At 40.1% G+C, this 18,456-nt stretch carries 34 protein-coding genes and 1 pseudogene; 34 read left to right on the forward strand and 1 reads right to left on the reverse strand.

All coding sequences use genetic code 11. From position 1 onward, the window contains the following. The 34 genes from rplD to rpsI all read left to right on the forward strand — a co-directional run. Positions 1-375: 50S ribosomal protein L4 (gene rplD / locus J416_RS03190; protein WP_003464613.1), on the forward strand; the 375-nt coding region annotated here is incomplete at its 5' end. Then, the gene (rplW, locus tag J416_RS03195; RefSeq protein ID WP_003464617.1) at positions 375-665 is read left to right on the forward strand and encodes a 50S ribosomal protein L23; all 291 of its coding nucleotides are present in this window, start codon (positions 375-377) and stop codon (positions 663-665) included. The genes rplD and rplW, both read left to right, overlap by 1 nt. A 25-nt stretch (positions 666-690) precedes the next feature. Continuing rightward, the gene (rplB, locus tag J416_RS03200; protein WP_003464618.1) at positions 691-1,521 is read left to right on the forward strand and encodes a 50S ribosomal protein L2; all 831 of its coding nucleotides are present in this window, start codon (positions 691-693) and stop codon (positions 1,519-1,521) included. A gap of 57 nt (positions 1,522-1,578) precedes the next feature. Next, entirely contained in the window at positions 1,579-1,857 is a 279-nt protein-coding gene (gene rpsS, locus J416_RS03205) for a 30S ribosomal protein S19 (protein ID WP_003464621.1), read from the forward strand. A gap of 19 nt (positions 1,858-1,876) precedes the next feature. Continuing rightward, entirely contained in the window at positions 1,877-2,218 is a 342-nt protein-coding gene (gene rplV, locus J416_RS03210; RefSeq protein WP_003464624.1) for a 50S ribosomal protein L22, read from the forward strand. Positions 2,219-2,221: 3 nt separating this feature from the next. Beyond that, complete coding sequence (gene rpsC / locus J416_RS03215; protein WP_003464627.1) at positions 2,222-2,863, forward strand: 30S ribosomal protein S3; 642 nt, start codon at positions 2,222-2,224, stop codon at positions 2,861-2,863. Positions 2,864-2,880: 17 nt separating this feature from the next. Then, the gene (gene rplP, locus J416_RS03220; RefSeq protein ID WP_003464630.1) at positions 2,881-3,315 is read left to right on the forward strand and encodes a 50S ribosomal protein L16; all 435 of its coding nucleotides are present in this window, start codon (positions 2,881-2,883) and stop codon (positions 3,313-3,315) included. Further along, on the forward strand, positions 3,305-3,508 hold the full coding sequence (gene rpmC / locus J416_RS03225; RefSeq protein ID WP_003464632.1) for a 50S ribosomal protein L29: 204 nt from the start codon (positions 3,305-3,307) through the stop codon (positions 3,506-3,508). Before rplP ends, rpmC begins: the two co-directional genes overlap by 11 nt. A 17-nt stretch (positions 3,509-3,525) precedes the next feature. Next, positions 3,526-3,789 (forward strand): 30S ribosomal protein S17, encoded by a 264-nt coding sequence (gene rpsQ, locus J416_RS03230; protein ID WP_003464634.1) that lies wholly within the window; start codon positions 3,526-3,528, stop codon positions 3,787-3,789. Between the two features lie 43 nt (positions 3,790-3,832). Then, positions 3,833-4,201 (forward strand): 50S ribosomal protein L14, encoded by a 369-nt coding sequence (gene rplN, locus J416_RS03235; RefSeq protein WP_003464635.1) that lies wholly within the window; start codon positions 3,833-3,835, stop codon positions 4,199-4,201. 38 nt (positions 4,202-4,239) lie between these two features. Further along, positions 4,240-4,551: a 50S ribosomal protein L24 gene (rplX, locus tag J416_RS03240; protein ID WP_003464636.1), complete on the forward strand. Its 312-nt coding sequence runs from the start codon at positions 4,240-4,242 to the stop codon at positions 4,549-4,551. A 27-nt stretch (positions 4,552-4,578) separates the two neighbouring features. Further along, positions 4,579-5,118, forward strand: a complete 540-nt coding sequence (gene rplE / locus J416_RS03245; RefSeq protein ID WP_003464637.1) for a 50S ribosomal protein L5 — start codon at positions 4,579-4,581, stop codon at positions 5,116-5,118. A gap of 15 nt (positions 5,119-5,133) precedes the next feature. Then, positions 5,134-5,319, forward strand: coding sequence for a type Z 30S ribosomal protein S14 (locus tag J416_RS03250; RefSeq protein WP_003464638.1), 186 nt, complete (start codon positions 5,134-5,136; stop codon positions 5,317-5,319). A gap of 29 nt (positions 5,320-5,348) precedes the next feature. Beyond that, entirely contained in the window at positions 5,349-5,747 is a 399-nt protein-coding gene (gene rpsH, locus J416_RS03255) for a 30S ribosomal protein S8 (RefSeq protein ID WP_003464639.1), read from the forward strand. Positions 5,748-5,778: 31 nt separating this feature from the next. Continuing rightward, complete coding sequence (gene rplF / locus J416_RS03260) at positions 5,779-6,315, forward strand: 50S ribosomal protein L6 (RefSeq protein ID WP_003464643.1); 537 nt, start codon at positions 5,779-5,781, stop codon at positions 6,313-6,315. 34 nt (positions 6,316-6,349) lie between these two features. Continuing rightward, positions 6,350-6,712: a 50S ribosomal protein L18 gene (gene rplR, locus J416_RS03265; RefSeq protein ID WP_003464646.1), complete on the forward strand. Its 363-nt coding sequence runs from the start codon at positions 6,350-6,352 to the stop codon at positions 6,710-6,712. Between the two features lie 21 nt (positions 6,713-6,733). Beyond that, positions 6,734-7,234: a 30S ribosomal protein S5 gene (gene rpsE / locus J416_RS03270; RefSeq protein ID WP_003464647.1), complete on the forward strand. Its 501-nt coding sequence runs from the start codon at positions 6,734-6,736 to the stop codon at positions 7,232-7,234. A 13-nt stretch (positions 7,235-7,247) separates the two neighbouring features. After that, complete coding sequence (gene rpmD, locus J416_RS03275; RefSeq protein ID WP_003464651.1) at positions 7,248-7,430, forward strand: 50S ribosomal protein L30; 183 nt, start codon at positions 7,248-7,250, stop codon at positions 7,428-7,430. 30 nt (positions 7,431-7,460) lie between these two features. After that, the gene (gene rplO, locus J416_RS03280; protein ID WP_003464666.1) at positions 7,461-7,898 is read left to right on the forward strand and encodes a 50S ribosomal protein L15; all 438 of its coding nucleotides are present in this window, start codon (positions 7,461-7,463) and stop codon (positions 7,896-7,898) included. Next, on the forward strand, positions 7,898-9,193 hold the full coding sequence (gene secY, locus J416_RS03285) for a preprotein translocase subunit SecY (RefSeq protein WP_003464667.1): 1,296 nt from the start codon (positions 7,898-7,900) through the stop codon (positions 9,191-9,193). The genes rplO and secY overlap by 1 nt, the downstream gene beginning before the upstream one ends. 42 nt (positions 9,194-9,235) lie before the next feature. Then, positions 9,236-9,886, forward strand: coding sequence for an adenylate kinase (locus J416_RS03290; RefSeq protein ID WP_003464668.1), 651 nt, complete (start codon positions 9,236-9,238; stop codon positions 9,884-9,886). Between the two features lie 87 nt (positions 9,887-9,973). Further along, positions 9,974-10,309 (forward strand): KOW domain-containing RNA-binding protein, encoded by a 336-nt coding sequence (locus J416_RS03295; protein WP_003464669.1) that lies wholly within the window; start codon positions 9,974-9,976, stop codon positions 10,307-10,309. After that, complete coding sequence (infA, locus tag J416_RS03300) at positions 10,287-10,505, forward strand: translation initiation factor IF-1 (protein WP_003464670.1); 219 nt, start codon at positions 10,287-10,289, stop codon at positions 10,503-10,505. Before J416_RS03295 ends, infA begins: the two co-directional genes overlap by 23 nt. Positions 10,506-10,538: 33 nt before the next feature. Beyond that, the gene (rpmJ, locus tag J416_RS03305; protein WP_003156543.1) at positions 10,539-10,652 is read left to right on the forward strand and encodes a 50S ribosomal protein L36; all 114 of its coding nucleotides are present in this window, start codon (positions 10,539-10,541) and stop codon (positions 10,650-10,652) included. Between the two features lie 23 nt (positions 10,653-10,675). Beyond that, on the forward strand, positions 10,676-11,041 hold the full coding sequence (gene rpsM / locus J416_RS03310; RefSeq protein WP_003464671.1) for a 30S ribosomal protein S13: 366 nt from the start codon (positions 10,676-10,678) through the stop codon (positions 11,039-11,041). Between the two features lie 23 nt (positions 11,042-11,064). Beyond that, complete coding sequence (gene rpsK / locus J416_RS03315; RefSeq protein ID WP_003464673.1) at positions 11,065-11,454, forward strand: 30S ribosomal protein S11; 390 nt, start codon at positions 11,065-11,067, stop codon at positions 11,452-11,454. A gap of 185 nt (positions 11,455-11,639) precedes the next feature. After that, complete coding sequence (locus J416_RS03320) at positions 11,640-12,584, forward strand: DNA-directed RNA polymerase subunit alpha (RefSeq protein WP_003464676.1); 945 nt, start codon at positions 11,640-11,642, stop codon at positions 12,582-12,584. Between the two features lie 43 nt (positions 12,585-12,627). Beyond that, a complete protein-coding gene (rplQ, locus tag J416_RS03325; protein ID WP_003464678.1) occupies positions 12,628-12,981 on the forward strand; it encodes a 50S ribosomal protein L17 in 354 nt (117 codons plus the stop codon). 167 nt (positions 12,982-13,148) lie between these two features. Continuing rightward, positions 13,149-13,979 (forward strand): energy-coupling factor transporter ATPase, encoded by an 831-nt coding sequence (locus J416_RS03330; RefSeq protein ID WP_003464681.1) that lies wholly within the window; start codon positions 13,149-13,151, stop codon positions 13,977-13,979. After that, a complete protein-coding gene (locus tag J416_RS03335; protein WP_003464684.1) occupies positions 13,955-14,821 on the forward strand; it encodes an energy-coupling factor transporter ATPase in 867 nt (288 codons plus the stop codon). The genes J416_RS03330 and J416_RS03335 overlap by 25 nt, the downstream gene beginning before the upstream one ends. Further along, complete coding sequence (locus J416_RS03340) at positions 14,818-15,615, forward strand: energy-coupling factor transporter transmembrane component T family protein (protein WP_003464686.1); 798 nt, start codon at positions 14,818-14,820, stop codon at positions 15,613-15,615. Before J416_RS03335 ends, J416_RS03340 begins: the two co-directional genes overlap by 4 nt. 15 nt (positions 15,616-15,630) lie before the next feature. Next, positions 15,631-16,371, forward strand: a complete 741-nt coding sequence (truA, locus tag J416_RS03345) for a tRNA pseudouridine(38-40) synthase TruA (RefSeq protein WP_003464688.1) — start codon at positions 15,631-15,633, stop codon at positions 16,369-16,371. A gap of 234 nt (positions 16,372-16,605) precedes the next feature. Continuing rightward, a complete protein-coding gene (rplM, locus tag J416_RS03350) occupies positions 16,606-17,043 on the forward strand; it encodes a 50S ribosomal protein L13 (protein ID WP_003464690.1) in 438 nt (145 codons plus the stop codon). Positions 17,044-17,064: 21 nt separating this feature from the next. Beyond that, positions 17,065-17,457 carry a 30S ribosomal protein S9 gene (rpsI, locus tag J416_RS03355; RefSeq protein WP_003464692.1) on the forward strand — a complete coding sequence of 131 codons (393 nt, stop codon included), beginning with the start codon at positions 17,065-17,067 and terminating at the stop codon, positions 17,455-17,457. A 186-nt stretch (positions 17,458-17,643) separates the two neighbouring features. Here the strand turns inward: rpsI and J416_RS03360 are convergent. Next, positions 17,644-18,300, reverse strand: a pseudogene (locus J416_RS03360) (site-specific integrase). Positions 18,301-18,456: the final 156 nt, after the last annotated feature.

Raw genomic sequence — 18,456 nt, forward strand, 5'->3', positions numbered from 1 at the left:
GTAGGTGGAGGAACTGTATTTGGTCCTACACCGAGAAATTATAGCTACAAATTACCGAAAAAAGTGCGTAGATTGGCAGTGAGGTCTGCATTATCTTCTAAAGTACAAGAAGATAACCTATACGTTCTTGACGGAATTACGATCGATGCACCAAAGACGAAAGAAGTAGTTTCAATACTTTCTTCATTGAATGTCGATGAAAAAGCATTAATCGTAACAGCAGAAAACGACGAAACATTATCACTTTCTGCAAATAATCTACCGAATGTAAAAGTATTAACTGTAAGTGGAGTGAACGTATTAGACTTGCTTACACATGACAAGCTGATCTTGACGAAAGAAGCAGCGGAAAAAGCAGGGGAGGTGCTTGCATAATGAAAGATCCTCGTGATATTATTAAGCGCCCTGTCATTACAGAAAATTCTGCTGACTTAATGGCAGATAAGAAATACACGTTTGAGGTAAGTAGAGAAGCTAATAAGACGGAAATTAAACAAGCTATAGAAACAATCTTTGGCGTGACAGTCACAAACGTCAACACGCTTAACAAAAAAGGCAAATTTAAGCGTATGGGTCGTTATGGGGGCTATCGTCCAGATAAGAAAAAGGCGATTGTCGAACTTTCTGAAGACAGTGAAGAACTAGATTTCTTTGAAACGTTATAATATGTAACAGAAGGAGGGAAAAGAGATGGCGATTAAAAAGTACAAACCAACTTCCAATGGTCGTCGTGGAATGAGCGCATCTGATTTTACAGAGATCACGACGGATCAACCTGAGAAGTCATTGCTAGCACCTATTAGTAAAAGAGGTGGTCGCAATAACCAAGGAAGGTTAACGGTTCGTCATCAAGGCGGTGGACATAAGCGTAAGTACCGTATCATCGACTTTAAGCGTGATAAAGATGGAATACCAGGTACCGTTGCTACTATCGAATATGATCCGAACCGCTCAGCTAATATTGCGTTAGTACATTACGCAGACGGAGAGAAGCGTTATATTCTAGCGCCAAAAGGCTTGAAAGTAGGAGATAAGATTCAATCGGGATCTGAGGCAGATATTACACTAGGTAATGCATTGCCACTACAAGATATTCCGGTAGGTACAGTCGTTCATAATATTGAATTAAAACCGGGTAGAGGAGCGCAACTTGTTCGCTCTGCAGGTGCACAATCACAAATTTTAGGCCGTGAAGGTAAATACGTTTTAGTGCGTTTATCTTCTGGTGAAGTACGCTTGATTTTAGGTACTTGCCGTGCAACGATTGGCCAGGTTGGTAATATCGAACATGAACTGATTAACGTTGGTAAAGCTGGACGTTCTCGTTGGCAAGGCAAGCGCCCAACAGTACGTGGTTCTGTTATGAACCCTAGCGATCACCCACACGGTGGCGGTGAAGGACGTGCGCCAATTGGTATGCCATCACCAGTATCACCATGGGGTCAGCCGACAATTGGTTACAAGACGCGTAAACGTAATAAACCATCAGATAAATTCATCGTACGTAAACGCAAAAAATAACGGGATTGAACGACGGGGGATATTACCCGTCTGTCAATCGCGAAGGGAGGCTTATTCATGGGTCGTAGCTTAAAAAAAGGACCTTTCGCAGATGACCATCTTTTGAAAAAGATCGAAAAGTTAAATGAAGATAATAAAAAACAAGTTGTGAAAACATGGTCTCGTCGTTCTACCATCTTTCCACACTTCGTTGGTCATACGATCGCGGTATATGATGGTCGCAAACATGTTCCAGTATACGTAACTGAAGATATGGTTGGACACAAATTAGGCGAATTTGCTCCAACACGTACATTCAAAGGCCATGCTGGAGACGACAAGAAAACAAAACGCTAATTGAGAGGAGGTACTCCTGATGCAAGCAAAAGCAGTTGCAAAATCTGTTCGCATTGCTCCTCGTAAAGCCCGTTTAGTAGTTGATCTAATCCGTGGCAAAGAAGTAGGAGAAGCAATTGCGATTTTGAAACACACCCAACGCAGTGCATCACCAGTTGTGGAAAAGTTATTAAATTCTGCGGTCGCAAACGCAGAACATAATTATGAAATGAATCCAGACAATTTAGAAATAGCTCAAATATATGTAGATGAGGGTGTTACTCTCAAGAGATTCCGCCCACGTGCACAAGGTCGTGCAACACAAATTAACAAAAGAACTAGCCACATTACAGTGGTTGTATCTGAGAAAAAGGAGGGATAATCTGTGGGACAAAAAGTGAATCCAACGGGTCTGCGTGTCGGTGTGATTCGTGATTGGGAATCGAAATGGTATGCAGGTAAAGACTATGCAGATTTGTTACATGAAGATATTAAAATCCGTGAATATATTGAAGGACGCCTGACAGATGGCGCGGTATCTCAAATTGACATAGAGAGAGCGGCAAATCGTGTGAACATTTCTATTTCAACAGCAAAACCAGGAATGGTCATTGGTAAAGGTGGTTCAGAAGTAGAAGTACTAAGAAAAGCGCTGAACCAACTAACAGGTAAGAGAGTTCACATTAATATTGTTGAAGTGAAGCAACCAGACTTAGATGCATCACTTGTAGCAGAAAACATTGCTCGTCAATTAGAAAACCGTGTATCATTCCGTCGTGCGCAAAAGCAGTCGATTCAGAGAGCGATGCGTGCAGGCGCAAAAGGTATTCGTACACAAGTTTCTGGCCGTCTAGGCGGAGCAGATATGGCAAGAGTTGAAAGCTATAGCGAAGGAACAGTTCCACTTCATACTTTACGTGCAGATATTGATTATGATACTGCAGAAGCAGATACTACGTACGGTAAGCTAGGCGTAAAAGTATGGATCTATCGTGGAGAAGTCCTTCCAACTAAATCGGATCAATAAGGAAGGAGGCAAGCATTATGTTAATGCCGAAACGTGTAAAACATCGTAAGCAACATCGTGGACGTATGAGAGGTAAAGCAAAAGGCGGCACTTCCGTTACTTTTGGTGAATATGGTTTGCAAGCAGTGGAAGCGTCTTGGATTACAAGTCGTCAAATCGAAGCAGCTCGTATAGCGATGACTCGTTATATGAAGCGTGGTGGTAAGGTATGGATTAAAATTTTCCCAGATAAACCTTACACAGCAAAACCATTAGAAGTTCGTATGGGTTCTGGTAAAGGTGCGCCTGAAGGATGGGTAGCCGTAGTAAAACCAGGAAAGATTATGTTTGAGGTAGCAGGTGTATCAGAAGAAGTAGCACGTGAAGCACTTCGTCTTGCATCCCACAAACTACCGATCAAAACAAAGTTTGTAAAACGTGAAGAAATTGGTGGTGATATCAATGAAGGCTAATGAAATTAGAGAACTAACCACTGCCGAAATTGAACAAAATATTCAGTCGTTAAAAGAAGAGCTTTTTAATCTTCGTTTCCAATTGGCGACTGGTCAATTGGAAAATACAGCACGTCTTCGTGAAGTACGTAAGTCGATTGCACGTATGAAGACAGTTATTCGTGAAAGAGAATTAAGCGTAAATAACGGATAAAAAAGGAGGTTAGCCTCATGAGTGAACGTAATGATCGCAAAGTTTATACAGGGCGCGTCATTTCAGATAAAATGGATAAAACCATTACGGTTGTGGTTGAAACGTATAAATTCCATTCTCTTTATGGTAAACGTGTCAAGTATTCAAAGAAATTCAAAACGCATGATGAAAATAATCAAGCGAAAAACGGCGATATCGTGAAAATCATGGAAACTAAACCACTTTCAGCTACGAAACGATTCCGTCTAGTTGAAGTTGTTGAAGAAGCAGTTATTATTTAATTAGAAACAGCTCGGATGAATTCCGAAGGGAGGGTGCACGAAGATGATCCAACAAGAATCTAGTTTGAAAGTTGCCGATAACTCTGGTGCTCGTGAAGTTCAAACCATCAAGGTACTAGGTGGTTCAGGACGTAAGACAGCTAACATTGGTGACGTTGTTGTTTGCTCGGTAAAACAAGCAACACCAGGTGGCGTTGTTAAAAAAGGTGAAATTGTCAGAGCTGTCATTGTTCGTTCAAGAAGTGGCGTAAGACGTAAAGATGGTTCTTACATTCGCTTTGATGAGAACGCAGCTGTCATTGTTCGTGATGACCAAAGTCCAAGAGGTACTCGTATTTTTGGTCCAGTAGCGCGTGAATTGCGTGATGCGAAATTTATGAAAATCGTATCTCTAGCTCCAGAAGTATTATAAAGCACGAACGGAATAACCGTGTAAGGAGGTGCGCATATATGCATGTAAAAAAAGGAGATAAAGTGCAAGTGATTTCTGGGAAAGATAAAGGCAAACAGGGAACGATTATTGCCGCTTATCCGAAGAAAGAGCGTGTACTTGTTGAAGATGTAAATGTCGTGAAGAAACACGCCAAACCATCTCAAGAAAATCCTCAAGGCGGGATTATTAATCAAGAAGCATCGATCCATGTTTCAAACGTACTACCAGTTGATCCGAAGTCTGGTGAACCAACACGTGTTGGACACGAAGTACGTGATGGCAAAAAAATTCGTATCGCTAAAAAATCAGGTGAAGCTTTAGATAAATAGACTTAAGCGCGAAAGGAGGTCTACTTGATGAACGCATTAAAAGAAAAATACACGAATGATATTGTCTCTGGTTTAATGGAGAAATTTAATTATGATTCTGTTATGGAAGTACCAAAAATCGAAAAAATCGTTATTAATATGGGTGTAGGAGATGCTGTGCAAAACGCCAAAGCATTAGATAATGCCATTGAAGAATTAACACAAATCTCCGGTCAAAAGCCAATTGTAACGAAAGCGAAGAAGTCAATTGCTGGATTCCGTCTACGTGCTGGAATGCCGATTGGTGCAAAAGTTACTTTGCGCGGTAAACGTATGTATGACTTTCTTCAGAAATTAATTGATGTTTCACTACCACGTGTGCGTGACTTCCGTGGGATTTCTAAGAAAGCATTCGATGGCCGCGGAAATTATACTTTAGGAATTAAAGAGCAATTGATTTTCCCAGAAATTAATTATGATCAAGTGAACAAAGTGAGAGGAATGGATGTTGTCATCGTAACAAGTGCAGATAGTGATGAAGAAGCATCAGAACTCTTACATCAACTTGGCATGCCTTTCCAAAAATAATAAGGAGGGAAAACTGTGGCTAAAAAAGCAATGATTGAGAAGCAACAACGTAAGCAGAAGTTTAAAGTACGTGAATACACTCGTTGCGAACGTTGTGGACGTCCACATTCTGTTATTCGTAAATTTAAACTTTGCCGTATATGCTTCCGTGAACTAGCATATAAAGGTCAAATTCCTGGTGTTAAAAAAGCAAGCTGGTAAAACCCGAATAGGGAAGGAGGTAATGAGAAATGGTCATGACTGATCCAATCGCAGATATGCTAACTCGCATCCGTAATGCGAATATGGTACGACACGAGAAATTAGAATTTCCGGCGTCTAACTTAAAGAAAGAAGTTGCTGATATATTGAAACGTGAAGGATATATCCGTGACTATGAATTTATTGAAGACAACAAGCAAGGTATTCTTCGTTTATTCTTAAAATACGGTTCAAACGATGAACGCGTAATTACTGGACTGAAAAAAATCAGTAAACCAGGACTTCGTGTGTATGCTAAAGCTGATGAGATACCAAAAGTTCTTAACGGTCTAGGCATCGCCGTTGTATCAACTTCAAAAGGTGTACTATCTGACAAAGAAGCACGCTCACAAGCAATTGGTGGCGAAGTGCTAGCGTATATTTGGTAAGAATATTTTTGATGATGAGGAGGTGGAAGATTTGTCACGTATAGGTTTTAAAACGTTAGAAATTCCTGAGGGTGTGGAAGTAAAGGTTAATGGTAATGAAGTTACTGTTAAAGGACCTAAAGGTGAATTAACCCGTACATTCCATCAAGATATGAAGGTCGTAGTGGATGATAACACACTAACGGTAGAGCGTCCGAGCGAAACGAAATTGCACAAATCCTTACACGGTACTACTCGTAGCCTTATTGGTAACATGGTAGAAGGTGTGCATAAAGGATTTGAGAAAGCCTTAGAAATCCAAGGTGTAGGTTACCGTGCACAAAAACAAGGCGAGAAATTGGTTGTTAACGCAGGTTACTCTCACCCCGTAGAAATGGAACCAGTCGAAGGTGTAGATATTGAAGTTCCATCCAATACACGTATTGTTGTAAAAGGAATCGACAAAGAGTTAGTTGGAGCAGTTGCTGCAAATATTCGCTCGATTCGTATTCCTGAGCCATATAAAGGTAAAGGACTTCGCTATGAAGGTGAACATGTACGTCGTAAAGAAGGTAAAACTGCTAAGTAAGGTTAGTTAGCAAGCAGAAAGGAGTGTGGCCTAGATGATCACAAAGCCGGATAAGAATGATGTGCGTAAAAAAAGACATGAGCGCATTCGTAAAAGTTTATACGGAACAACTGAGCGCCCACGTTTAAACGTATTCCGTTCCAATAAACACATTTATGCACAACTAATTGACGATGAGAAAGGCGAAACCATTACAAGTGCTTCAACTTTAGATAACGAATTAAACGTAGAAGCAACTGGTAATGTAGAAGCTGCACAAAAAGTTGGCGAATTAGTTGCAAAACGCGCGCAAGATAAAGGGTATAAGAGTGTTGTATTTGACCGAGGCGGCTACTTGTATCATGGTCGTGTCAAATCCCTAGCAGATGCTGCCCGCGAATCAGGACTTGAATTTTAATTAGAAAAGGAGGGACATTTCGTGCGTACAAACATTGATCCAAATAAATTAGATCTAGAAGAACGCGTAGTTACGATTAATCGTGTAGCTAAAGTAGTGAAAGGTGGACGTCGTTTCCGCTTTGCTGCACTAGTCGTTGTCGGAGATAAAAACGGACACGTTGGGTTTGGTACAGGTAAAGCTCAAGAAGTACCGGACGCGATCAAAAAAGCAATTGATGATGCGAAGAAGAACTTAATTGAAGTACCAATGGTAGGTACAACAATTCCACATCAAATCACTGGTCATTTCGGAGCTGGAAACATTTTATTAAAACCAGCTGCTGAAGGTGCAGGGGTTATCGCTGGTGGTCCTGTACGTGCGGTGCTAGAACTTTCTGGAATTGGAGATATCCTTTCTAAATCATTAGGTTCTAATACACCGATTAACATGGTTCGTGCAACCATTAACGGACTTGACGAGTTGAAGCGAGCAGAAGATGTCGCTAAACTACGTGGCAAGTCGGTAGAAGAACTAGGATAAGGAGGGAAAGTCAATGTCTAAACAATTAGAAATTACCCTCAAACGCAGTGTTATTGGAAGACCTGAGGAACAAAGATCAACAGTACAAACTCTAGGTCTGAAAAAAGTTCATCAATCAGTAGTCCGTGAAGATACTCCTGTCGTGCGAGGCATGATTAATAAAGTATCCCATTTAGTCAACGTGGAAGAAGTTTAAGAAAAAAAGTTTAAAAGAGGAGGTGTTCGCGTGAAACTTCATGAATTAAAACCATCACAAGCTCGCAAGAAACGTAATCGAGTTGGCCGTGGTATGTCAACGGGAAATGGTAAAACATCAGGTCGTGGACATAAAGGTCAAAAAGCACGTACTGGCGGTGGTGTTCGTCCTGGATTTGAAGGTGGACAAATGCCTTTATTCCAACGTGTACCTAAACGCGGGTTTTCAAATATTAACCGTAAAGAGTTCACGATTGTGAATGTAGATAAGTTAAATACGTTTGAAGAAGGTACTGAAGTGACACCTGAGCTTTTACTAGAACAAGGTACCATTAGTAAGTTGAAGTCCGGCGTAAAAGTACTCGGTAATGGAAAATTAGATAAAAAACTAACAGTAAAAGCTCATAAGTTTTCTGCTTCCGCTAAAGAAGCGATCGAAGCAGCGGGCGGTCAAACTGAGGTGATTTAATGTTTCGTACAATCTCCAATTTTGTGCGTGTGGCAGATATCCGGCAAAAGATTTTGTTTACACTGTTAATGCTTGTCGTCTTTCGTATCGGAACATTTATCCCTGTACCGTTTACCGATCGTAGTGCGATTGACTTTATGAATGAGCAAAATGTGTTTGGCTTAATGAACACATTTGGCGGTGGAGCCTTACAGAACTTTTCGATTTTTGCCATGGGGATTATGCCATACATTACAGCATCCATTATCATGCAACTGTTACAGATGGATGTCGTTCAAAAATTTTCGGAATGGAAAAAGCAAGGTGAAATGGGCCGTAAAAAGCTTGCGCAATTTACGCGCTATTTTACCATTGTCCTTGCGTTCATCCAGGCATGTGCGATGTCTGTCGGCTTTAATGCCATGTCTGAAGGAATGTTAATCCAAAACCCTGGAGTCGGTAAATTTCTCGTAATTGCCATTGTTTTAACAAGTGGTACTGCATTTCTTATGTGGTTAGGGGAGCAAATTACCGCACATGGTGTAGGTAACGGAATCTCTATCTTAATTTTTGCTGGTATTGTTGCGGCAATTCCGAATGGTGTAAACCAAATTTATGCACAATATTTTGGTGGAGATGTTGGAGATGAGTTGTTCCTAAATATTGTCATTGTTGCATTAATTGTATTGATGGTCATTGCCGTGACAGTTGGTGTCATCTTTATTCAACAGGCGTTACGTAAAATCCCAGTTCAATATGCCAAACGTTTAGTGAATCGTTCTCCAGTAGGTGGTCAATCGACGCATTTACCGTTAAAAGTGAATGCAGCAGGGGTTATTCCAGTCATCTTTGCTATTTCATTTATTATTGCACCAAGAACGATCGCAAGTTTCTTTGAGAATAATGAAATTGCTTCGACTATCGAGAATATCTTTGATTATACCCAACCTATTGGAATGGTGATCTATGTCATTCTCATCCTTGCGTTCACTTATTTCTACACATTTGTTCAAGTTAACCCTGAACAAATGGCAGATAACTTGAAAAAGCAAGGTGGTTATGTTCCTGGTATTCGACCAGGTAAGAACACAGAAACGTATTTAACTCGTGTCATGTATCGACTAACCTTTGTTGGCTCGCTCTTTTTGGCTGCGATATCGGTACTACCTTTAGTATTAAGTAGTGTAGCTGGATTGCCACAAGCGGTCCAAATTGGTGGCACTGGGTTATTAATTGTTGTCGGTGTAGCATTACAGACAATGAAGCAACTTGAAGGACAATTAGTGAAACGAAACTACCAAGGCTTCATTAAATAATCTACTTCAAAATGGAACAGACAGAGAGCGAGGGGAATACCATTGAATTTAATCCTAATGGGTTTGCCAGGTGCTGGTAAAGGTACACAAGCAGAGAAGATTGTTGAAAAATATCAAATCCCTCATATTTCAACTGGTGATATGTTTCGGCTAGCCATTAAGGAAGGTACGGATCTTGGAAAGAAAGCTAAACAATTTATGGACCAAGGTGATCTTGTTCCTGACGAAGTGACAATCGGCATTGTGGAAGATCGGTTAAACAAGGAAGATTGTCAGCAAGGTTTCTTGCTAGATGGCTTTCCTCGTACGTTGGCACAAGCAGAAGCATTGGATCAATTGTTACAAAATATGGATCGGTCCATCGATTCTGTCATACATGTAAAAGTTCCAGAAGATGAATTAGTCAATCGATTAACAGGTCGACGCATTTGCCCTCAATGTGGTGCCACTTATCATGTTGAGTTTCAACCACCAAAGGAAGAGGGTATTTGTGACAATGACGGCGAAACATTAATTCAGCGTGAAGACGATCAGCCAACTACGGTGAAGAATCGTCTGCAAGTAAATATGGAACAGACACAACCAATGTTAGATTTCTATGAAGAAAAAGACGATCTTGTGACCATCGATGGCTCTCAGCAAATTGATCAAGTCTTTCAAGATATTGACGACGCGTTACAAAATCATTCGTAAGTATTTTGAAAGAAGGAGTACTAACCGTTAGATGATTGTGGGATGCTAGTGATATCGTAAATTACCCTATAATGAAGGTGATGATGGTTGAGCGAATCGGAGAGGTATCCGGAATTAGGTCAAGTTGTCCAAATCGCACAGGGACGTGAAACAGGTCAATATGCACTTGTAATTGGCATAGTGGACAGTCGTTTTGTACTATTAGCAGACGGAGATAAGCGGAAATATGATCGACCGAAGAAGAAAAATGTCCAGCATATTTTCTGCACAAACTATGTGTCACCTGAAGTACAAAGGAGCCTTCTGGAAACAGGGCGTGTAACCAATGGGAAATTGCGTTACGCTATTAATAAATTTGTCGATGAAATACAGACAGATTTGAAGAAGGGAGATCAACTCGATGGCAAAAGACGATGCAATTGAAGTTGAAGGTACGGTAACGGACACGTTGCCAAATGCGATGTTTAAAGTGGAGTTAGAGAATGGTCATACCGTATTAGCGCATGTCTCTGGTAAAATTCGTATGCACTTCATCCGTATTTTACCTGGAGATAAAGTAACGGTTGAACTTTCTCCGTATGATTTAACAAGAGGTCGTATTACGTACCGTTATAAATAATCGAATGCTCCGATACAAAAGGAGGTATAAAAGATGAAGGTAAGACCATCTGTAAAACCAATTTGTGAAAAATGTAAGGTTATTCGCCGTAAAGGTAAAGTTATGGTGATCTGCGAAAACCCGAAGCATAAGCAAAAACAAGGATAATGATTAAGGAGGTGTAATCGTCTATGGCACGTATTGCTGGTGTGGATGTACCACGTGAGAAGCATATTGAGGTTTCTTTAACCTATATTTATGGCATTGGAAAATCAATGGCTAAAGAAATCGTAGAAAATGCAGGTGTACCCGGAAATACCCCTGTACGCGATTTAACAGAAGATGAACTGAGCAAAATTCGTCAACAAGTAGATAGCTTAACGGTTGAAGGGGATCTTCGTCGTGAAAATTCCCTAAACATTAAACGATTAATTGAAATCGGGTCATATCGTGGAATTCGTCATCGTCGTAGTTTGCCACTTCGCGGACAAAAAACGAAAAACAACTCTCGTACACGTAAAGGCCCTAAAAAAACAATGGCTAATAAGAAAAAATAACAATAAAGGAGGTTTGATCAACGATGGCACGTAAAACAAACACACGTAAGCGCCGAGTAAAAAAGAATATAGACACGGGTGTTGCACACATTCGTTCTACATTTAACAATACGATTGTTACCATTACTGATGTACAAGGTAATGCCGTAAGTTGGAGCAGTGCCGGATCGCTAGGATTCAAAGGTTCCCGTAAATCGACGCCTTTCGCAGCACAGATGGCAGCAGAAGCAGCAGCCAAAGCTGCTCAGGACCATGGAGTAAAGTCGCTAGAAGTTACTGTAAAAGGTCCTGGAGCTGGACGTGAAGCGGCAATTCGTTCCCTTCAAGCAGCAGGTCTAGATGTTACGGCCATTCGTGATGTTACACCGGTACCTCACAATGGTTGTCGCCCACCGAAACGTCGTCGCGTATAATAGCAGTATATTATTTGTTAATCTGTCTATAATGGTTTATGATAGCTTCATAAGATTGCGAAAATATGGTAATCGATAAAGGCGGATTACTGAGAACGTGCGAAAGCGGGAACTGCCGACCTGGGGAATTTCGGTTAGACGAACTGTCTAACCGGGGTTTCGACGTTTTAAAGGAGGGTTTATGAATGATCGAAATTGAAAAGCCAAAAATTAAAACAGTAGGAATCAGTGATGATGCTACTTATGGAAAATTTGTTGTAGAACCACTCGAACGTGGATATGGTACTACACTTGGTAACTCCTTGCGTCGTATCCTATTATCTTCACTTCCTGGCGCTGCTGTAACATCTGTACAAATTGATGGTGCACTCCATGAGTTTTCTACCGTAGATGGTATTGTCGAAGATGTTACAACAATCATCTTAAACCTTAAAAAGCTTGCGCTAAAAATTTATTCCGATGAAGAAAAAACGCTTGAGGTAGATGTTCAGGGAGAAGGAAAAGTTACGGCTGCAGATATCATTTTTGATAGTGATGTCGAAATATTAAATCCAGACCTTCACATTGCTACGTTAGATAGTAATGGTCATTTAAAGATGCGAATTTCTGCACAAAGCGGAAGAGGTTACCGCCCTGCTGAGGTAAATAATCATGAAGATCGCCCGATTGGTGTTATTCCTGTTGATTCTATTTTTACACCAGTAGAAAAAGTGACATATCAAGTAGAGAATACACGTATCGGTGAAATATCGAACTATGATAAGCTAACTTTCGATGTGAAGACTGATGGAAGTATTCGACCGGAAGAAGCGATTTCCCTCGCTGCAAAAATATTTACAGAACATATGGATATTTTTGTAGGGTTAACAGAAGAAGCGAAGAATGCAGAAATTATGATTGAAAAAGAAGAAGACCAAAAAGAAAAAGTCTTAGAAATGACGATTGAAGAATTGGATCTTTCTGTTCGGTCATACAATTGCTTGAAGCGTGCGGGGATAAATACGGTTCAGGAATTAGCGCATAAATCGGAAGAAGATATGATGAAAGTACGAAATCTTGGTCGCAAGTCTCTAGAAGAAGTGAAACATAAGCTAGAAGATCTAGGACTTGGCCTGCGTAATGATGAATAACGTAGACACCTTTAAGAGATTACGAGTGAAGGAGGGATAATCCATGGCTAGAAAATTAGGACGTACAACTGATCAACGCATGGCGTTACTACGTAATTTAGCAACGGACTTGATTATCCATGAACGTTTAGAAACAACGGAAGAAAAAGCAAAAGAGCTTCGTTCAGTTGCTGATAAAATGGTAACACTAGGCAAACGTGGTGATCTTCATGCACGTCGTCAGGCAGCTTCATTTCTTTATGATTCTGAGGCAAATGAAGACGAAGATGCACTACAAAAGCTATTTAACGACATCGCTGCTCGCTATGATGAGCGTCAAGGTGGTTACACAAGAGTGTTAAAGCTAGGACCTCGTCGCGGTGACGGTGCGAATATGGCGATTATTGAATTCGTATAATCATGACTAGCAAGGGCAGGATAATCTCGCTAAGAGGTGCATCCAAGCCCTTTTTTTATAGAATGAAAGTAAGTGATAAAGTAGTGATTTTAATCATGATGCCATGTGATAAAATGAAAATATTACCCGGGAAATATATGTGGTGAATCGAAAGAAGGAGAGCGGACATGAGTTGGATCGAATTTCGTCATGTATCCTTTCGCTATCATGAAAATGAGCCATGGGTACTTGATGATGTTAGTTTTGTGGTTCAGTCAAATGAATCTGTTGCATTAATCGGAAAAAATGGTTCAGGGAAATCAACCATCGCCAAACTTATGATTGGTTTATTACAACCACAAGCAGGTGAAATTTTCATTGATGGTCAAATCGTTAATGAAGAAACAATATGGGATATTCGTTCACAAGTCGGACTCGTATTTCAAAATCCAGAAAATCAATTTGTCGGCACAACAGTTTATGACGATGTGGCCTTTGGTTTAGAGAATTTGGCTGTACCAAGAGAAGAAATGACCCATCGGATTGAAAGAAGTTTGCAGCAAGTAGGAATGCTTGCTTATCGAGATCGTGAACCTCATGACTTATCAGGCGGGCAAAAACAACGCATAGCACTTGCAAGCGTATTGGCTGTTGAGCCGAAGATATTGTTATTAGACGAGGCGACATCCATGCTCGATCCACATGGGACCGAATCGATCAATCAGTTGTTTCGCCAATTGAAACGAGAGCAGAATATGACGCATGTTACTGTCACCCATGATACAGAAGAAGTGATGTATGCGGATCGTGTGTTAGTAATTGATCAGGGAAAAATTGCTGAGGATTGCACACCAAGACAATTGTTCTGCAGACAAGAGTTGCTTGATGAGTATGGATTACGTATCCCTTTTATTGTAGAGCTAACAAATGAGTTATATAAACAAGGAATTTCACTTGATGATCCAATGAACCATAAGGAGCTACTAGATCAATTATGGACATTTCATTTAACAGAGTAAGTTATATTTATCAGCAGGGAACCCCTTTTGAACATCGCGCACTTAAAGATATTTCGTTTTCATTAAACAAAGGTGAATGGTTAGCCATTGTCGGTCACACCGGTTCAGGCAAATCAACTTTACTTCAACATTTGAATGGGTTACGCCAACCAACCGAGGGAGAGGTGAAAGTCGGCGATTTTCATCTTTCCAAGAAAAACCGCCCCAAAGATATGAAACAATTACGGAAACATGTGGGCGTTGTTTTTCAGTATCCTGAACACCAACTCTTTGAAGAAACCGTACAAAAAGATCTGTTATTCGGTCCGAAAAACTTTGGCATAGATGAAAGTGAATTCGAAACACGGGTTCACAATGCCCTAGCTGCTGTTGGGTTGCATGAGGATGTCTTAGAACGTTCACCATTTGAATTAAGTGGTGGACAGAAGAGACGAGTCGCCATTGCTGGTGTTCTCGTGACTGATCCACAAATACTCGTATTAGATGAACCGACAGCCGGTTTAGATCCGATGGGACAAAAAGAAATCATGGATATGTTTTATCATCTCCACCAAACGAAGGGACGAACAACTGTCTCGGTAACACATGATATGGAAATGGCATTTACGTATGCCGATCGGATCATTGTTCTTGAAAATGGTCAAAAATTAATCGAAGGTACCCCCCATGAATTGACACAGCAAGAGACGCTATTACAACAAGCTAAACTCGATTTACCAGAAAGAATTTCCTTTGTGAATAAATGGAATCAACGGAACTCTTCGCAATTGGATGAAACAATGCCGATTTCTGAACTCGCACAAAAAATCTCTCAGGAACTCAAGGAGATAAAGGATCAATGACACCTTCATTCCTAATCGGACAATACATATCAACTGGTTCAGTGATTCATCGCTTAGATCCACGCATTAAATTGGTAATGGTCTTTATATTTGTTTTTATCGTATTCTTTGCGAACCATTTGTATAGCTATGTACTATTTTCAACATTTGTGATCGTGGTGGCACTGGCTACAAAAATTCGGCTGAGCTATATTTTGAAAGGCATTATGCCAGTTGGTATATTTTTATTGTTTACGTTTTTTTTACATGTCGTCATGACTAATGAAGGCCAAGCGTTACTAACTATTGGGCCATTAACGATATATACAGGTGGTGTGATTCGAGGAATAGAAATTTCGGTGCGCTTATTTTTACTTGTCTTCTTCACATCGCTCTTAACATTAACGACGCCTCCGATGGCCATTACGGATGGTTTAGAAAAATTGCTTTCACCGTTGAAGAAGGTCGGTGTTCCTGTTCACGAATTTGCGCTAATGGTCTCGATTACGCTCCGTTTTATTCCGACCTTAATGGAGGAAACGGATAAGATTTCGAAAGCACAGGCATCAAGAGGGGTGGATTTTCGTAGCGGAAGTTTAAAATCAAGAGCATATGCTGTTGTATCTTTACTCATTCCTTTATTTATCAGTTCCTTTCGTCGAGCGGATGACTTAGCACTTGCGATGGAAGCTAGAGGTTATCGAGGGGGAGAAGGAAGGACGAATATTCGAGCACTTATCTTACAGAAACGCGATTATGTTGCTATGATCCTCTATGGACTTATGATTCTATTATTTATATTTGTACAATCATAGAAGGTGGTTGAATCAATGAGAATGAAAGCAGTCATTCGTTATGATGGAACACATTTTTCAGGATACCAAATACAACCCAATGTCCGTACTGTTCAAGAAGAGTTGGAAAAAGTATTGCAAAAAATACACAAAGGTCAGTTTGTTCGTGTACATGCTTCTGGGCGCACGGATCAAGGTGTGCATGCTATGGGCCAAGTGATCCATTTCGATACGGATTTATCGATACCGACGGAGAAATGGGAGCAAGCGCTAAATACCATGCTGCCAGCTGATATTGAAGTGTTACAAGTATCAAATGTGTATGATCATTTTCATGCGAGATATGATGTCAAAGAAAAAGAATATCGATATATCATTGTACAAGGCAAAAGGCGCGACCTTTTTCGAAGGCATTATGTCTACTGTACACCGCACCAACTTGATGTGAAAGCTATGCAAGAAGCTTGCCACATCTTAGAAGGTACACACGATTTCAGTTCGTTCTGCGGCTCGAATAACAATCAGCAAGATGACAAAGTTCGTACCATTACAGAGGCTTGGATTGATCGGGACGAGGATGAGTTTATTTTCCGTGTTCGAGGGACAGGATTTCTATACAATATGGTCCGGATTATTGTTGGGACTCTTTTAGAAATTGGCAGAGGCGAACGTTTGCCAGAAGAGTTAGAAACGATACTACAGGTAAAAAACCGTATATACGCTGGCGATACCGCACCAGCACAAGGTTTATATCTATGGGAAGTGTTTTATGAATAATAAGTTGTGCGGTATTGATTGTAAGGATAGCAAAACAGAAGCACTTTACAAAAGAAATGAATAAAAACAACGAATCCCCGCGTCCAACTGTTGACATTCTTGACGGGTTGTTATATTATGGTCTATGGCATTTTATTTCTAAACCACGAATAGCCCCGGAAAGTTACTCGTGTTAGAATATAAATTCGGACAAATAACGATGAATCGATGAAATGATATAGGAGGTAACCGATCATGCGCTCAACTTTCATGGCAAATGAAAACAATATTGAACGTAAATGGTTTGTTGTGGACGCAGAAGGTCAAACGCTAGGTCGCTTAGCAAGTGAAGTGGCGACAATCCTTCGCGGAAAGCATAAACCAACATATACGCCGCATGTTGACACTGGCGATCATGTGATCATCATCAATGCGGAAAAAATCGCACTGACAGGTAAGAAACATACAGATAAGATGTATTATCGTCACTCAAATCACCCAAGCGGGCTAAAATCTCGTACAGCTGGTGTGATGCGTGAACAGTATCCTGAACAGATGCTCGAAACAACCATTAAAGGTATGTTGCCTAAGGGAAGTTTAGGACGTCAAATGGGTAAAAAATTACACGTATATCGTGGCCCTGAACACAAGCATCAAGCACAACAACCAGAAGTATACGAACTTCGTGGATAATAAAAAAGGAGGTTAATCATCGTGGCACAAGTACAATACTACGGCACCGGACGCCGTAAAAAATCAACTGCACGTGTACGTCTTGTTCCAGGCAGTGGACGTATTCTTGTTAATAAACGTAATGCGGAAGACTACTTTCCATATGAAACATTGCGTACAATTATTAAGCAACCATTAGCAGCTACTGAAACGGAAGGTAGCTATGATATTCTTGTAAACGTTGATGGTGGAGGTTTCACTGGTCAAGCAGGTGCAATCCGCCATGGTGTAGCTCGTGCATTGTTAGAAGCGGACCCGGAATACCGCCAAACATTAAAGCGCGCTGGCTACCTAACTCGTGACGCTCGTGCGAAAGAACGTAAGAAATACGGTCTTAAAAAAGCACGTCGTTCACCACAGTTCTCAAAGCGTTAATATGCCAACGTTTAAAGCACCTTTTCCATTTCGGATTAGGTGCTTTTTATATACTAAATTTGCGTTTTTGTGACTATATTTTGACTATATTTATTCTGATTTTAAATAATTTTGAAATGTATCAGCTGTTTTTTGTGAAGTGTATTTTGTAACGTGCGTATAAACATCCATCGTTGTTTGTATATCTTATGTTTGTATATCTTTATGGCCTAGACGTTCTTGAATGTCTTTTGGATCTGCTCCATCACTTATTAATAGGCTTGCATGAGTGTGTCGCATTCCATGAACACTTATAGGGCGAAAAGTAGGGTTGTCCCGAACAATTCTGGTTGTTTGCTCATTGAAGTACGCTAACCTGATATAACTCATTTTTTTCTTGAACTGATGTTACTTAGTGAACACAGGTTGCAGATCATCTTCCAAAAAGGATTGGTTTATGCTTTTGTATTGTTTCATCTGTTCTTGCTTCCATTCTCTCAACACAGATATAGTATCATTATCAATAGCAATAATACGGTCAGAACTTGGATACTTTGTTGTAAGTAGTTGATTCTGTTTCTTTTCAAAATAAAGATTTTTGTAAATATGTATGGTTTTATTTGCAAAGTTTATATCTGACCAATTTAGTGCTAAAAGCTCTCCTTTACGCGCACCAGTATATGCTGCAAGATGAAAAAAAGTATGGTTTAATGGTTCGTCTTCAATAGCGTGTAAAAAGTCCTTTAGTTCTTGCTTTGAGTAAAAGTTTTCCCTTTTACCATTAACTTTAATATAATATTGATCCTGGGGTTTAGGCAGAGTTATTTTGTCAAACGGATTAGTAATTATATAATCCATTTTCATAGCATACTTAAATACTAAATATGCTTGTATCTTGTAGTCATTGAAAGTTTTTATTTCTTCTGCCCAATCATTAATAACCTTCTGGCAATACTGGGGTAATTTTCCTAATGTCCAAATTCGGGTAGAATTCTGTTGAATTTGTGTCTTAATAATTTT

This window comes from Gracilibacillus halophilus YIM-C55.5, assembly GCF_000359605.1.
GTDB classification, from domain to species: Bacteria; Bacillota; Bacilli; order Bacillales; family Amphibacillaceae; genus Gracilibacillus; species Gracilibacillus halophilus.